The sequence below is a fragment of the Kitasatospora sp. NPDC048286 genome (assembly GCF_043201735.1).
In the GTDB taxonomy this organism is placed as follows: domain Bacteria; phylum Actinomycetota; class Actinomycetes; order Streptomycetales; family Streptomycetaceae; genus Kitasatospora.
Map to the genome: position 1 here is coordinate 85,929 of NZ_JBICZE010000022.1, position 14,681 is coordinate 100,609.

The following is a 14,681-nucleotide window of genomic DNA, read 5'->3' on the forward strand; positions in this document are numbered from 1 at the left end:
GCCATGAACGCGATGAACAACGAACACGTCATTCTGTCCCTCGGTCCGGCCTCCGACCACCGGCCGGTCGTCATGCGCGGTCCGGCCGACATGGCCGAGCTGCTTCCCTACTTCCTGGGCTTCTACCCCGACGACAGCATCGTCGCGGTGGGGCTCCACGGCCCCGGCCTGCACCAGGGCGGGGTGATCCGGGCGGACCTGCCGCGCTCGCCCGAGCAGTGGCCGGCCGCGGCGGAGGAGACGGCCGCCCTGCTGATCGCCCTCTCCGAGCGGCACGGGGCCCGGCCGCTCCAGGTGCTGCTCTACCTCTGCCAGGATCGCGGCGCGGCGCACGCTCCGCCGATGGTGGACGGGCTGCGGCCGCTGGCGGATGCGCTCCGGGCGGCCTTCGGACGCCGGGGCGTGGCCGTCAAGGAGTCGCTGTGCGTCTCGGACGGTCGCTGGTGGTCCTTCCTCTGCCGCGGTGACGGGTGCTGCGACGCGGCGGGCAATCCGGTGCGGCGCAGCCCCGAGCCCGGTCCGGCGGCCGCCGCCGCGACGGTCGCCGGGCTGGTGCCGCGCGGCAGCCGGAAGGCGATCATCGGCGGGCTGGCCCCGATCGGTCCGCCGGAGGCCGAGGTCCAGCGGGAGGCGTTCGCCCGGGTCGAGGCCGTGGACGCCCTCGCCAGGGAGCAGCGCATCGCCCTGCTCGACCAGGCCGTCGCCGAGTTCCGGGCCGGAGCCCGGGAGCTGGACGCGGAGCGGACGGCCCAGCTGCTGCTCGCCCTGCGCGACCGCCTGGTGCGGGACCGCGGCGTCGAGTACGCCCGGCCTGCCGAGCTGGCCCCGGCGGAGCGGCTCTGGCGCTTCCTCGCCCGGCGGGCCGTGGCGCCGTACGAGAGCTGTGCGGTGGCCCCGCTGACGTTGCTGGCCTGGACGTCCTGGGTCGCCGGGGATACGGCGACGGCCAGGGTCGTGCTCGGCCACGTCCTGGGGCTCGCCCCGGGCTACCTGCTGGCCGATCTGCTGTACGAGTCGCTCAACGACGGCATGACGCCCCAGGGCCTGCTGGCCGCCGTCGAGGCGCAGCGGCGCCGGCGCGAGGAGCCAGGTCCGCAGGCCCCGGCCGACGGACCGAGGCCTCCGGCGGGCGGAGTTCCTGGCGCCGAGGTTGCGTCGTGCCGTGACGAAGCGGGCTCCGGGCCCGCTGCCCCGGGGGCGGGTGGTGTCCCCGAGGAGCGGACCGGGCGGTCCGCCGGCGGTCGGCGGCACCGGCGGGGCGGTCGGCGGAAGGGCTCGTCCACGGTGCCGGCGCCGGCCGATCCGGGCCCGGGCGCCCCGTCCGGCCCCGAAGGCCCGGAGTCGGCGGGCGGCGGAGCCGGGGCGGCGGTGGGCCTGCTGTCGGCGCCCGGGCGGGCCGCGGCGCCCCGGCACGCCCGGGCGGTCGGGGAGCGGTCCACCCGGGGCCTGCGACTCGGCCGGGCCGCGGCCTGCGCGCCCGCCGCGGCCCGCACCGGCCTCCACCGCTGCCGGGGTGTCCGACGGGCGGCGAGAGGAGGCCACCGTGCGCACTGAGCCGCTCGGCGCCGCGGCGCCGGCCCGAGGGCCGCTACGCCTCGCCGTGCGCCATCCTGATCAGACGGTCCAGCACCTTGCCGCCGCTCACCCGAAGGCCGTCGTGCTCCCACTCGTTGGTGATCCAGGTCCGCAGGCCGCGCACCGCGCGGGCGGTCTCCAGCGAGTCGGCGGTGTCCACGTACATGTCGTCGTGGTACACCGCCGCCACGACCGGCACGGTGTTGGTGGCCAGCCGCGCCCGGTCGTACAGGTCGGGCCAGTCCGTGCGGGCGGCGAGCAGGTCCGCGGTCTCCTTCAGCGGGCGCAGCGCCGGGTCGGTGGCAAACATCCAGGGGTAGATCATCTCCCCGGTGAACAGCACCGGCGCGTCGGACTCCAGCGCGGACCGGGCGTCGAACCGCGGGAACTCCTTGCGGACCCGCTCGGCCGCCCAGGCGGTGCCGCCCTGGTCCACCGACCGCTGGCCGTAGATCGACTCGTGCAGCACCGCGTACAGCGGGCCGCCCGCGAAGGAGAGCTGGGCCTGGGCGCCGGCCAGGAAGGTGTCGGAGAGCTCGGGCCCGGCGGCGCCCTCCACCCAGGCCTCCTCCAGCAGGTAGTGGAGCGTGCCGGAGCCGCTGCCGCCGCCGAGCAGCATGCCGAGCGCCTGGAACGCCTCGACGGTGAGCAGCCCGCCGTCCGGCAGGGTCGCGGGGGAGGCGGCGAGGTGGGCCGCGATCCGGCGCACCGCCTGGACGTCCTGGGGGAACCGGGCGTAGTGGTCCTCGTTCTTGCCGACCACCCGCGGGTAGGCGGCGCGGTAGACGTCGTCGGCCGAGCTGCCGAGGCCGGCGAGGCCACCGGTGATGAAGGCCTCGGTCAGCCCTTCGGGGGCGATGGAGAGGTAGGTGAGGGTGCAGAAGCCGCCGAAGCTCTGGCCGAGCACGCTCCAGCGCCGGTCGGCACCGAGCAGCCGCTCGCGGACCAGCTCGGCGTCCCGGACGATCGAGTCCGCACGGAAGTGGGCCAGGTAGTCCGCCTGCTCCTGCGGGCCGCCGCGCCGGGCGAGGGTCTGCCGGGTTGCGGGGGTGGACCGCCCGGTGCCGCGCTGGTCCAGCAGGAGCACCCGGTAGTCGTCCAGGGCGCGGTCCAACCAGGCGTCCCGGCCGTTCGGGCGCGTGGCCTTGCCACCCGGCCCGCCCTGGAGGAAGACCAGCCAGGGAAGGTCGTCCCGCTCGCGGCCCGCCGCCACCACCTCACGGGCGTACACCTCGATCTGCTCGCCCTGAGGGGCGGCGTGGTCGAGCGGCAGCTGGAAGATGTGGTCGGTCGTGACAATCCCGGGCAGCCGGCTGATGGTGGACATGCAACTCCTCGGTCTCTGCTGGTCACAGCGGTGGCGTCGCGGTTCACGGGGTCACCGGGTGAGGGGGCCGCGACCCCCGCACCGTATCCTGGCGGCGGTCGAGCACCGGTTCGACCGCCCCGTCCGTCCGACCGGACGGCCGATCCCGGCCGAGGCCCGGCCCGAGCAGGTCCGACGGCGGCCCGTACGACGGGTGCCGGCCCCGGGCCCGCGGACGGTGACGCGCCCGCGGCGAGGGCCCGGTGACGTTCCGACGGAGGCGGTACGACCGCCCGGCAGGGCCGCCCCGACCAGCGGCGCAGCAACGGGGCGTGACCTGGTGGCGGTGCGCGGCGTTGACTCCGGGGGTCTGCACCCGGTCCGAGCGGGCCGATCGCCGGGCGGTGCGGGCCCGGCCGCCCGGGCACCGGCAGCCTCGGCCGCCGCGTACGACAGCACGACGGGTCGCCGCCACGGGGCCGGGCGGCCCGGCGGGTCCGGGCCGCGGGGAAGGGCGTCACCGGCGGTCCGGAACGAAGGACCTGACGGCGTGCCGGGCACGGTGACGCGCCCCGGAACGAAGGAGCGGCGCGCCGGTACCGGCCCGGTACCGCGCACCGCATGGCACGACCCGACACCGGGTACGGCCAGACACGGCACACCGCCGGCGGGACGGCCCCGTCGGCCCGGCACCAACAGCACGCGATCGAGCACGCTAGCGGCCCACCGGCCTGACCCGGCCACCGGACCGCCGAGGGGAGGAGAGTCCGGTGACCGCCATGAGGCCACCACAGGCCATGCCGGCCGAGAGCGTGGTCGGCGCGCCGCCCAGGCCGGTGAGCCGCCCCGACCAGGCCCAGGCGGCCGGGCCCGCGGGCGCACCGGCCGGTCCGGCCCGCCCCGCGGCCCCGCCGCGCCCGCAGCCGCCCGCCGTCCACCACGCGGTGATCTGCGTCAACGCCCCGGCGATGGCCGCCTCCGGCCCCGACGGCCAGTTGCGCGGCCACGGCCTGCACGGCTTCTATCGCAACGGCGTCCGGGCGCTCGCCCGGATGGAGCTGCGGCTTGGCGGCATGGAGCCGCTGCCGCTCCAGGGTGCCCTGACCAGCACCGCCCAGGCCCGCTTCCTCGGTGCCGTCCGCCTCCCCGGCGACCTCGACCCGGACCCTGCGCTCACCGTCGAGCGGCTGCGGCACGCGGACGGCGTGGAGACCGTCGTCGTGCGCAACACCGGTCCGCGGCCCGCCCGGCTGCCGCTGGAGATAGCCCTCGGCACCGACCTGGGCCCGGTCGCCGAGATCGCCGCCGGGCACCGCCAGCCCGACCTGCCGGGGCAGGTGCAGTCCGCCGGACTGCGCTGGACGGGCCCCGTCCACAGTGCCGTGGTCAGTGCCAAGCCCTCCCCGCACGCCGTCCTGGCCGGCGCCGGCGTGCTCCGCTGGGACCTGGAGGTCCAGCCCGGCGCCCGCTGGTCGGTCGAGCTGCACACCGCGCTGGAGAGCGCCACCGGCGGCCCGCGCCCGCCGGGCGGCCGCGGCACCGGCGTCCCGCTGCCCTGGTCCGAGCCCGAGGTCCGCAGCGACGACACCCGGGCCGCCCCACTGGTCTCGCGCTCGCTGGACGCCCTCGGCGGGCTGCTGTTCGCCGACCCGGACCGCCCGACCGACCTGTACCCGGCCTCCGGCGCGCCCTGGCGCTTCGGCCTCGCCCCGGCCGACGCGCTCTGGGCCGCGCGGCTGACCCTGCCGCTCGGCACCCGGCTGGCGGCCGGCACCCTCCGGGCGCTGGCCCGCCGCCAGCAGCTCGCCCCCGCCCCGGGCCGCCCCGAGGGCCTGCTGCCCGGCGCCCTGCGCCACGGCGGTCCCGAGCTGCCGCCCACCTGCACCGCCACCGAGGCCACGCTGCTGTTCGTCACCGTGCTGGCCGAGGCGTGGCGTTGGGGCCTGTCCCCGGTGGAGGTCGCCGAGCTGCTCCCGGCCGCCGAACGGGCCCTGGCCGCCCTGCGCGAGGGCCTGGTCGACGGCTTCGTCACCGACCTGAGCCGCCCGGCGGAGGAGCGCTCCGCCCAACCGGTCGCCGCCCGCGCCGAGGTCCAGGCGCAGGCCCACCGCGCCGCCCTGCACGGGGCCGAGCTGCTGGAGGCCTTCGGCCGGCCGGGCGCCGAGGACTGGCGCGGCTGGGCCGCCGCGCTGCGCGGGCGCTTCCGCGAGCGGTTCTGGATCGACGACCTTTCCGGCGGCCGCCCCGCGGCCGGCCTGGCCCCGGGCGGTCAGCCGCTGCCCGCCGTCGCCTCCTCCCTGGTGCACCTGCTGGACACCGGGCTCGCCGTCGACGGCGGTCGGCACGACGGCCTGCTGGACCGCGAGCAGACCCGGCTGCTCGCCCAGCGCCTGGCCGCGCCGGAGCTGGACAGCGGCTGGGGCCTGCGCACCCTGAGCGCCAAGTCACCCCGCTTCAACCCACTGGGTCACCGCGGTGGCGCGGTGCGGGTCCACGAGACGGCGCTGGCGGTCGCCGGACTGGCCGAGGCCGGTCACGAGAACGAGGCCGGCACCCTGCTGGAGGGCCTGCTCGCCGCAAGCGCCCACTTCGAGGGGCGGCTGCCGGAGATGTACGCGGGGGAGCAGCGCGTCCTCGGCTGCCCGCCGGTGCCCCACCCGGCCGCCTGCCGCCCAGCAGCGGTCTCCGCGGCCGGTGCCGTGCACGCGGTGTTCGCCCTCGCCGGGGTCCGGCCCGATGTCCCGGGTGGCCGGGTGCTGGTCCGCCCGGCGAGCACCGCACCGCTCGGCGAGCTGGAGCTGACCGGTCTGCGGGTGGCGGGCGAGCCCTTCTCCGTCCGGGTGAGCCGGATCGGCGTGGCGATGGTGGAGGAGGCGTCCACGGACCTGCAACTCGTCGCCCACTGAGCCCGTCGCCACCCGACCACGCCCCGGCGTCGGTGACACCCGGTCACCGACGCCGCGCCCGCCCGCTCCCGACCCCGCGTGGCGGTGAGCGGCTCGCGTAGGGCCGCGTAGGCCAGGGCGTGGGGCACCGGCCCCCGCGTTCCACACACGGGCCTGTGCTTATCGTCAGAGAGACGACTATGATCGTCGCCATGTCGCGTTACGATCCGTCGGCCTTCCCTCCGTTCGCTGTCACGGTTGACCTGGTGGTGCTGACGGTGCGCGACCACTCGCTCTGCGCCCTGCTCGTCAGACGAGGCGAGCCGCCGTTCCAGGGGTACTGGGCACTGCCCGGCGGCTTCGTCCGCCCGGACGAGGGCCTGGCCGAGGCCGCCTCCCGCGAGCTGGCCGAGGAGACCGGCCTGCGCGCCCACACCGCCCCCGGCCATGATGCGGTCGGCCCCGGCGCGGCCGGCGCCCACCTGGAGCAACTCGCCACCTACGGCCACCCGCAGCGCGACCCCCGGATGCGCGTGGTCAGCGTCGCCTACCTGGTGCTCGCTCCCGACCTCCCGACGCCCCGGGCCGGCGGCGACGCCAGCAGCGCCCGCTGGGCCCCGGTCGGCGAGCTCCTCGGCGAGAACCCGGCCGACGGCGTCCCGCTTGCCTTCGATCACGGCCTGATCCTCGCCGACGGCGTGGAGCGCGCTCGCTCCAAGATCGAGTACTCCTCCCTCGCCACCGCCTTCTGTCCGACCGAGTTCACCGTCGGCGAGCTGCGCCGGGTCTACGAGGCCGTCTGGGGCGTCGTGCTGGACCCGCGGAACTTCCACCGCAAGGTCACCGGCACCCCCGGCTTCCTGCTGCCCTCCGGCGGCACGACGACCCGTCAGGGCGGCCGTCCGGCCCAGCTGTTCACCGCCGGTGGTGCCACCATCCTCAACCCGCCCATGCTCCGCCCGGAGTCCTGAACCCCCGCGGGCCCGGTAGCCGAATGGCCCGGCCTGGCTGCGGACCCGGGGATGACGGCGCAGAGTGTCGGTGGACGCTCCGGCCGCCGGGCCGGAGGCCTTCCGGCCCAGGGAGCCCCGCGATGGCCATCGAGGACTGCGCCAACCAGCGGACCCTCATCGAGCGGCTGGCGGCGGACTACCGGAGCCTCGACACGACCACCACCGCCACGGAACGGGAACTGGCCGCGCTGCAGGCCGAGCGCGCGGCGCCCGAGGCGATCGCCGCCGCGCAGGAGCGGCTGGCCGCCGAGCGCGAACGGCTGGGCGAGATCACGGTCGAGGGCCAGGCCGCCGTCGACGAGTTCCACACGGTGTGCGGCGGCGAGCAGCTCCCGCCCCCGCCCTGGCCCGACACGCTCTAGGGACGTCCCTCGCCGGGGACGGCGTTCCGCCCGGCCTCAGGCGCCACAGCCGGCGAAGCACCACAGCCGGCGAAGCACCGCAGACAGCTCCGTGTCGGAGTCCTCCGGAACGAACCGGCCGCCCGTGAATCGCAGGATCGGATTGTCCCCTGATCGGGTGAGGTGGGCAGTCGGTGGGCCCGTGCCGTTCCCGTAATGCCCGGAATAGCCGTCGCCGCCCCCTAATGTGCTGGCGCGGAGCCGAGCGGGTGCATGCCCGTCAGGGGCGCTCCGCGTCGAGCAGGTCGGCCGACGGCATGGGAGCAGCCAGCGATGATCCAGATCACCGGACTGACCAAGGTCTATCGCAAGGGCGCTCCGCCCGCGGTACTCGATCTGACCTTCGACGCCCGGCCCGGCACGGTGACGGCGCTGCTCGGTGCCGAGGGAGCGGGCAAGTCCACCGCGCTGCGGCTGATGCTCGAACTCGAACGCGGCCAAGGCGTCACGCTCTTCGATGGCCGCCCCTACCGGCGGTTGCGCCACCCCGAGCGCGAAGTCGGGGTGCTGCTGCCCGGCACCGGGGACGCCGCGATGGCCGGGCACCCGGGCCGCACGGCGCGCAGTCACCTGCGGATGCTCGCCGCGGCCGTCGGCGTCCCGGCCCAGCGGGCTGACGAACTGCTGGAACAGACCCGGCTGGCCACCGTCGCCGGGCAGCGGTTGCGCACTTTCTCGCCCGGCATGCACCGCCGCCTGGCCCTGGCCGCCGCCCTGCTCGGCGACCCCGGCGCGCTGCTGTTGGACGGGCCCGCCGAGGGCCTGTCGCCGCGCAACGTCGAGTGGTTCCACTCCTTCCTGCGCTCCTTCGGCGCCGCAGGCGGCACCGTCCTGGTGACCACCCGCACCCCGCAGGAGGCCTCGCAGATCGCCGACCGGGTGGTCACCCTGGACCACGGCCGACTGGTCGCCGATCAGCCGGTCGCGGAGTTCCGGCGGACCAGGATCAGCCCCGAAGTGGCCGTCCGGGGGCCGCAGATGGCGCGGCTGGCCGACCTGTTGGTCAGCCAGGGCGCGGACGTCCGGCAGGACGGCAGCGTGGGGCTCGCGGTGGCCGGCATCGACCGCACCGAGATCGGCGAACTCGCCTACCGTCACGGGATCCTGCTGCACGAGCTGGCCGACCGGGTGGTCGAGCAGCCGGCGCCGCGGATCGTCCTGCCGGCCGGCTCGGGCGGCTCCGGCCGTCTCCGCCTCGATCCGGAACCCGAGGCCGGGCCGAGCGGCCCGGAGCGCACCGCCGAACCCGCCGCCGCGTCAGCCTCGACCGAAGCGGTGCCGCCCCCGGCCGAGCCCACGGCGACCCCGGTCCCGGTCGCACCGGCCATCGCCACCGAAGCCGCGCCGGCCACTGCCCCTGCCACCACTGCCCCTGCCGCCCCCGCCCCCGCGACCGAGGGCGCCACCGACCCGAGGCGCAGCGCCCCACACCGCCCCCGGCAGGACGGCTCGCTGCCCACTCGCGCCCTGCCCGCCGTGGCCGTCGCCGCCCTCCCCGCCGCCGCGCTCCCTGCCCTCGGCTCGGCCGCCCGTCGCCCGGAGCCCGGAGGCCGTCGTCCGGAGCCCGGAGGGCGTCGCCCGGCGCCGACCGCGAAGACCGGGCCCGACACCGCTGCCGACCCCGCCCCCACCGTGGCCGTCGACCGGCTCTTCCGTGACGACCCGGTCCCGGCCCCGCCCCAGACGCCCATCCGGGTCCGGCCCCTGGGCTGCCGGGAGAGCGCCGAGGACCTGCTCACCGACGACACCGTCCGCCTCCGCCGCCCCGCCTCGAGCTCCCCCGCCGTCCGGGCCTCCACCGCCCACCCCACGGCCACCGCCCACCCCACGGCCCCCGCCACCCCCACGGCCCCCGCCACCCCCGACGACCACCGGAGCGAGTGAACCGTGCATGTCCTGGCCTACGAGCTGCGCCGCCTGCGCGGCCTGCGTTCCACCTGGGTGCTGCTCGCCGCCGTGCTGCTCGGCGACGCCGTCCTGGCCGCCGTACTGGCGAGCCGGACCCCGGACGGGCCGTTGGGGGCCGCAGCCGGGGTGCGGCTGCTGACCGCCGCCCTCCCGCTGGTCCCGCTGCCCTTCGCGGCGCTCGGCGCAGGCGTGCTGGGCGCGCTCTCGTACGGGCACGAGGTGCGCTACCCGGGGCTGCCGGCCTCCCATGTGTCGTACCCGCGCCGGGTGCGGCTGCTGCTGGCCAAGCTGCTGGTGATCGGCCCGGTGGCGGCGCTGCTGGCGCTGGCCACCCTGTTGCTCGACACGGTGGTCGTGCACGTCGCACTGCCGGACGGTGTCGCCGTGGCGGCCTGGGCGGACCCGGCCGCTCTGTCGGGCCGGGTGGCCGAGGCACTGAACGGCGCCGGGCTGTCCGGGCTGTCCGACCTGCCGGGCGTGTTCGCCCCGCTCGGACTGGTGGCCGGTCAGGGGGTGCCCGCCGTGCTGCTGGCCTTCGTCCTGCTCACCGTGGCGGCGGGCTGGACCGGGCTGTTGACCGCCTCGCTGACCCGCAGCGCCGGGGCCGGGGCACTGCTGCTGTGCGCGCTGCCGGCTCTGCTGGAGTCCGGCGTCGCGCTGCTGCTGCGTCACACCGGAAGGCCGTGGCCGATCCGGGCGGCCGAGCTGCTGCCGTTCCAGCCCGGGATCGAGTCGGCCTACGCCTGGGTGTACGGCGGTGCGCACGGTGCGGTGGCCGGGAGCGTGGCGCTGACCGATCCGGCATTGCTCGCCGCGGTCGTGGCCCCCGCGGTGCTCCTGCTGCTCGTCGTCCTGCTGGTCCAGGCCCGCCGCCGCGCCCTGTAGCGCCCCACCGCGTGGAGCCGCCCGTGCGGGGCCCGGCCGGGCCCTGCGGTTGCCCGGCGGGAGCCGTCCCGCCCGGGTCTTCCAAGATCGACCAGCAGTGACCGTAATGCGCGTTTCTTCCTGATAAGAAGTCAATTATCCAGTCACGGTCGATCACCCTTTCGTGTGCTTTTCACGAGAATTCTCAAGCCACGCCTGCCGATCGCCGACAAAGGAGGCGTGAGTACCCTTGCGCACCCCACCATGACCCCCGCCCGTTCCGCCGAAGGGCCGATCCACGGCCCCGGCGACCTGGACCGCTTCTCGTACGCCGACCGGCCGACTCCGCCGGCGCCCCGCTGGGAGGGCGCCGAGTCCGACATCGCCCGGGTCGGTCGCAAGACCACCAGCAGCCGCGGTCGCGGTCTGCACGGCCAGCTGGTCCAGCAGCTCGGCCAGATGATCGTCTCCGGCGACCTCGGCGCCGACCGCCCGCTGGTGCCCGAGGAGATCGGCCAGCGCTTCGAGGTCTCCAGGACCGTCGTCCGCGAGTCGCTGCGCGTGCTGGAGGCCAAGGGCCTGGTCAGCGCTCGGCCGAACGTCGGCACCCGGGTCCGCCCGGTCGGCGACTGGAACCTGCTGGACCCGGACATCATCGAGTGGCGCGCCTTCGGACCGCAGCGGGACGAGCAGCGCCGGGAGCTCTTCGAGCTCCGCTGGGCGATCGAGCCGCTGGCCACCCGGCTCGCCGCCGGCCACGGCCGCGAGGACGTCCAGCAGCGCCTGGTCGAGCTGGTCGAGATCATGGGCCACGCCGCCTCCCAGGCCGACCTCTCCACCTACACCCGGGCCGACGCCGAGCTGCACGGCCTGATCCTCCAGATGGCCGGAAACCGGATGCTGGAGCACCTGTCCGGGATCGTCGCCTGCGCGCTGCAGGTCTCCGGCGGCCCGGCGATCTCCTGCGAGCGGCCCTCCGAGTCCTCGGTCGGCCTGCACGCCCGGCTGGTGGACGCGCTGGGCGCCGGCGACGGCACCGCGGGCGAGGCCGCGATGAGGGCGCTGCTCACCGTTCATCCCGAGATCGAGCCGTCCGTCCCCGCGCCCAGGGAGCACTGAACGGGCTGTTCTCCACGAGCGGAGGCGCCGGATGGCGGCGGCCCGCTCCCGCCAGGGCCCTCCGACCGCACCGCGCGGCGCAGCCGGAGGGCCTCCGCATGCCGTCGCCCGTCCGTCCGCCGCCCGGGGTCGGTGCCGGTGCCGGGGCCGGGATCGGGCCGGGATCGAGGCCGGGGAGCCCTTCGGGGCGGACCGCCGAAAGGCGGGCCCGGGAAAGCCGCCGGTGAGAGGCGGGCCCAGTTTCAGGCCTGTCCATGACAATAGTTTGCTCCGCGAGTGCGCGATGATGGAAGCGGCCCCCGGTCGCGGGCGCCGGATGGTGTGACCCGCGACACGAAGGCCATGCGTAACACTTGACGAGTAGCAGCGATGTGTCCTGAGCGGAAGCAGCTCCGGAATACTCCAACATGTCAGAATGCTGTGTTGGTCCGCGGCGCTGCTGCCGTCCTGCAAACCCAGTCCTCAAGCCCGAGTCGGTCGGAATCGACACCGCGCGTCCGGCGCGCGATCTCCTTCCCCGCCCGCTCGGGCGGCCGGTACGGGTTCGAGTCCACTCATCGTCCGAGAGGTTGTTCGTGTCGGCCAGCACATCCCGTTCGCTTCCCCCCGAGATCGCCGAGTCCGCGGCTCTGCTGGCGCTCATCGAGCGGGGCAAGGCCCAGGGGCAGATCGCCGGTGACGACGTGCGCCAGGCGTTCGAGGCGGACCAGATCCCGGTCACCAAGTGGAAGAACGTCATGCGCAGCCTCAATCAGGTGCTGATTGAGGAGGGCGTGGACCTCATGGTCAGCGCGGCCGAACCGGCCGGCGCCAAGCGCAAGAGCGTTGCCGCCAAGAGCCCCACCAAGCGCACCGCCACCAAGGCTGTCACCACCCGGACCCCGTCGGCCCCGACCAAGCCGCCGGTGCGGATCGCCCCCGGCGCCCCCGTCGCGGCTCCGGCCGTCGCCGCCGCCGCGGCCTCGGCTCCCACCGTCTCCGCCGAGATCACCGCCGAGGCGACGACCGGCGTCGTCACCGAGGTGAAGTCGGCCGCGAAGAAGGCCGCCCCGGCCAAGAAGGCCGCGGCCAAGAAGACCGCCGCGCCCGCCAAGAAGACCGCCGCCAAGAAGACGGCCGCCGGCAAGGGCGCCAAGGGCGACGAGGAGCTGCTCGGCGAGGAGGAGCTGCTCGAGGACGCCGCTCTGCCCGGCGACAAGGCCGAGGCCGAGGGCACCGGTCCGGAGGAGGAGTCGGAGGGCTTCGTCCTCTCCGACGACGACGAGGACGACGCGCCGGCCCAGCAGGTCGCCGTCGCCGGCGCCACCGCCGACCCGGTCAAGGACTACCTGAAGCAGATCGGCAAGGTCCCGCTGCTCAACGCCGAGCAGGAGGTCGAGCTCGCCAAGCGCATCGAGGCCGGCCTGTTCGCCGAGGACAAGCTCTCGGCCGCCGACAAGCTCGCCCCGAAGCTCAAGCGCGAGCTGGAGATCATCGCCGAGGACGGCCGCCGGGCCAAGAACCACCTGCTGGAGGCCAACCTCCGCCTGGTGGTCTCGCTGGCCAAGCGCTACACCGGTCGCGGCATGCTCTTCCTGGACCTGATCCAGGAGGGCAACCTCGGTCTGATCCGTGCGGTCGAGAAGTTCGACTACACCAAGGGCTACAAGTTCTCGACCTACGCCACCTGGTGGATCCGCCAGGCGATCACCCGCGCCATGGCCGACCAGGCCCGCACCATCCGCATCCCGGTGCACATGGTCGAGGTCATCAACAAGCTGGCCCGCGTCCAGCGCCAGATGCTCCAGGACCTGGGCCGCGAGCCCACCCCGGAGGAGCTGGCCAAGGAACTCGACATGACCCCCGAGAAGGTCATCGAGGTCCAGAAGTACGGTCGCGAGCCGATCTCCCTGCACACCCCGCTGGGCGAGGACGGCGACAGCGAGTTCGGTGACCTGATCGAGGACTCCGAGGCGGTCGTCCCGGCCGACGCGGTCTCGTTCACCCTGCTCCAGGAGCAGCTGCACTCGGTGCTGGACACCCTGTCCGAGCGCGAGGCGGGCGTGGTCTCGATGCGCTTCGGCCTGACCGACGGCCAGCCGAAGACGCTGGACGAGATCGGCAAGGTGTACGGGGTCACCCGTGAGCGCATCCGCCAGATCGAGTCGAAGACCATGTCGAAGCTGCGCCACCCGTCGCGCTCCCAGGTGCTGCGCGACTACCTGGACTGATCGACGGCAGTCGTTCCACATCGTTCCGCACGAAGGCCCGGAGCCGCACGGCTCCGGGCCTTCGTGGCTGTCCGGGCCCGAGTGCGTCAGCGTCCGGGTGGTGGTTGTCCCTCGTCCGGGTGGCGGGGTGGCGGGAAGCGGTCGCACCGTGTAGTCGGTCACCTACGCTATGCCGGTTGCCTGCTTCCGAGCCTCCTGGAGTCACGGTGCCGACCGAGCCGGACCGCACTGACCTGCCGACGCCCACCCCGTTCCCGGCGGACCTCGCCGACCGGGCCGATCCGGCCGCAGTCCGGGCGGGCCGCCGCCGCAGGGCCGCCGTGCTGGCGCTGATCGCCGCGGTGCCTGTCCCGCTGGTCGCCGTCGGCACCGCGGCTCCGGCCGAGGCGCAGCGCAGGGTGGTCGGCGGGACCGCGGCGAGCACCGCGGACCACCCGTGGATCGTGGCGCTGTCCAGTCGCCAGCAGTTCGGCGGCGGCCGTTCCGGCCAGTTCTGCGGGGGTGCGCTGGTCACCCCGACCAAGGTGGTGACGGCCGCGCACTGCTTCTACGACGAGTCCAGGGGCCGGGTGGAGCGGCCGGGCCTCAAGGTGATCGTCGGCCGGGACGACATGCGGAGCACGGCCGGCCGCGAGGTGGCGGTGCGGTCGGTCTGGATCCATCCCGACTACTCCTTCGCCGCCAACATGAACGACGTCGCGGTGCTCACCCTCGCCGAGTCCCAGGGCGCCCGGCCGGTGGTCGGACTGGTCGGCCAGGGCGAGACGGCACCGTACGCGGCCGGGACCACGACGCACGTGTACGGCTGGGGCGACACCACCGGGCGGGGTGACTACTCGCCCACGCTGCGTTGGGTGTCCGTGCCGATCGTGCCGGACCGCACCTGCGCGCAGGCCTACCCGGGAGGGCCGGACGGAAGGTTCGACGCCCGGGGCATGGTCTGCGCGGGCGAGGAGCGGGGCGGCAGGGACGCCTGCCAGGGCGACAGCGGCGGCCCGATGATCGTCGACGGTCGGCTGGTCGGCCTGGTGTCCTGGGGGACGGGCTGCGCCGAGGCGGCCCACCCCGGCGTCTACACCAGGGTGTCCTCGGTCGCGGACGCGGTGCGCGCGGTCCTGTGACCGCTCGCGGACGCGGTGTCGTGTCCGGCGCCATGGTCCTCGCCGTAGGTGAGCGGTCGATCACCTGCCGGCGCCGGAATCTGACGCCGCGTCGGCTTCACCGCCCGTGCGAGCCGGGCCGTCGGCGGGCCCGGGAAGGCGTGCCGGGTACAGCAGAGCCGGGGGGGGGGGCCCCCCCGGGGGGGGGCGGCCCCCCCCCCCCCCCCCCGCCGGGCGCCCCCCCCCCCCCCCCCACCCCCCGCCCGGGGGTTGGGGGCCCGGGGGCCCCCGCGGCGGCGG

The 14,681-nt window shown here is 75.7% G+C and carries 10 protein-coding genes; 9 read left to right on the forward strand and 1 reads right to left on the reverse strand.

Going from position 1 to position 14,681, the window contains the following annotated elements; genetic code table 11:
• The first annotated feature begins 3 nt into the window (after positions 1-3).
• Positions 4-1,554 carry a DUF4192 domain-containing protein gene (locus ACGF13_RS36800; protein ID WP_392883684.1) on the forward strand — a complete coding sequence of 517 codons (1,551 nt, stop codon included), beginning with the start codon at positions 4-6 and terminating at the stop codon, positions 1,552-1,554.
• Between the two features lie 34 nt (positions 1,555-1,588).
• On the opposite strand, the gene ACGF13_RS36805 is transcribed toward ACGF13_RS36800, so the two are convergent.
• A complete protein-coding gene (locus tag ACGF13_RS36805; RefSeq protein ID WP_392883686.1) occupies positions 1,589-2,902 on the reverse strand; it encodes an alpha/beta fold hydrolase in 1,314 nt (437 codons plus the stop codon).
• Positions 2,903-3,660: 758 nt separating this feature from the next.
• On the opposite strand from ACGF13_RS36805, the gene ACGF13_RS36810 reads away from it, so the two are divergent.
• The 8 genes from ACGF13_RS36810 (at position 3,661) to ACGF13_RS36845 (ending at position 14,402) form a co-directional block, all read left to right on the forward strand.
• On the forward strand, positions 3,661-5,787 hold the full coding sequence (locus ACGF13_RS36810) for a glycogen debranching N-terminal domain-containing protein (RefSeq protein ID WP_392883751.1): 2,127 nt from the start codon (positions 3,661-3,663) through the stop codon (positions 5,785-5,787).
• 191 nt (positions 5,788-5,978) lie between these two features.
• The gene (locus ACGF13_RS36815) at positions 5,979-6,737 is read left to right on the forward strand and encodes an NUDIX domain-containing protein (RefSeq protein ID WP_392883688.1); all 759 of its coding nucleotides are present in this window, start codon (positions 5,979-5,981) and stop codon (positions 6,735-6,737) included.
• Positions 6,738-6,859: 122 nt separating this feature from the next.
• Positions 6,860-7,141, forward strand: a complete 282-nt coding sequence (locus ACGF13_RS36820) for a hypothetical protein (protein WP_392883690.1) — start codon at positions 6,860-6,862, stop codon at positions 7,139-7,141.
• Between the two features lie 312 nt (positions 7,142-7,453).
• Positions 7,454-9,064 carry an ATP-binding cassette domain-containing protein gene (locus tag ACGF13_RS36825; RefSeq protein ID WP_392883692.1) on the forward strand — a complete coding sequence of 537 codons (1,611 nt, stop codon included), beginning with the start codon at positions 7,454-7,456 and terminating at the stop codon, positions 9,062-9,064.
• 3 nt (positions 9,065-9,067) lie between these two features.
• Positions 9,068-9,973 (forward strand): hypothetical protein, encoded by a 906-nt coding sequence (locus ACGF13_RS36830; protein WP_392883693.1) that lies wholly within the window; start codon positions 9,068-9,070, stop codon positions 9,971-9,973.
• Between the two features lie 165 nt (positions 9,974-10,138).
• Entirely contained in the window at positions 10,139-11,071 is a 933-nt protein-coding gene (locus tag ACGF13_RS36835) for a FadR/GntR family transcriptional regulator (protein WP_392883695.1), read from the forward strand.
• A gap of 569 nt (positions 11,072-11,640) precedes the next feature.
• Entirely contained in the window at positions 11,641-13,281 is a 1,641-nt protein-coding gene (locus ACGF13_RS36840) for an RNA polymerase sigma factor (protein WP_392883696.1), read from the forward strand.
• A gap of 320 nt (positions 13,282-13,601) precedes the next feature.
• Entirely contained in the window at positions 13,602-14,402 is an 801-nt protein-coding gene (locus ACGF13_RS36845; RefSeq protein ID WP_392883752.1) for a S1 family peptidase, read from the forward strand.
• Positions 14,403-14,681: the final 279 nt, after the last annotated feature.

Coding starts and splice junctions, on each gene's coding strand:
- ACGF13_RS36800 (WP_392883684.1), top strand. CDS start 4: ATGAACGCGATGAACAACGAACACGTCATTCTGTCCCTCGGTCCGGCC.
- ACGF13_RS36805 (WP_392883686.1), bottom strand. CDS start 2,902: ATGTCCACCATCAGCCGGCTGCCCGGGATTGTCACGACCGACCACATC.
- ACGF13_RS36810 (WP_392883751.1), top strand. CDS start 3,661: ATGAGGCCACCACAGGCCATGCCGGCCGAGAGCGTGGTCGGCGCGCCG.
- ACGF13_RS36815 (WP_392883688.1), top strand. CDS start 5,979: ATGTCGCGTTACGATCCGTCGGCCTTCCCTCCGTTCGCTGTCACGGTT.
- ACGF13_RS36820 (WP_392883690.1), top strand. CDS start 6,860: ATGGCCATCGAGGACTGCGCCAACCAGCGGACCCTCATCGAGCGGCTG.
- ACGF13_RS36825 (WP_392883692.1), top strand. CDS start 7,454: ATGATCCAGATCACCGGACTGACCAAGGTCTATCGCAAGGGCGCTCCG.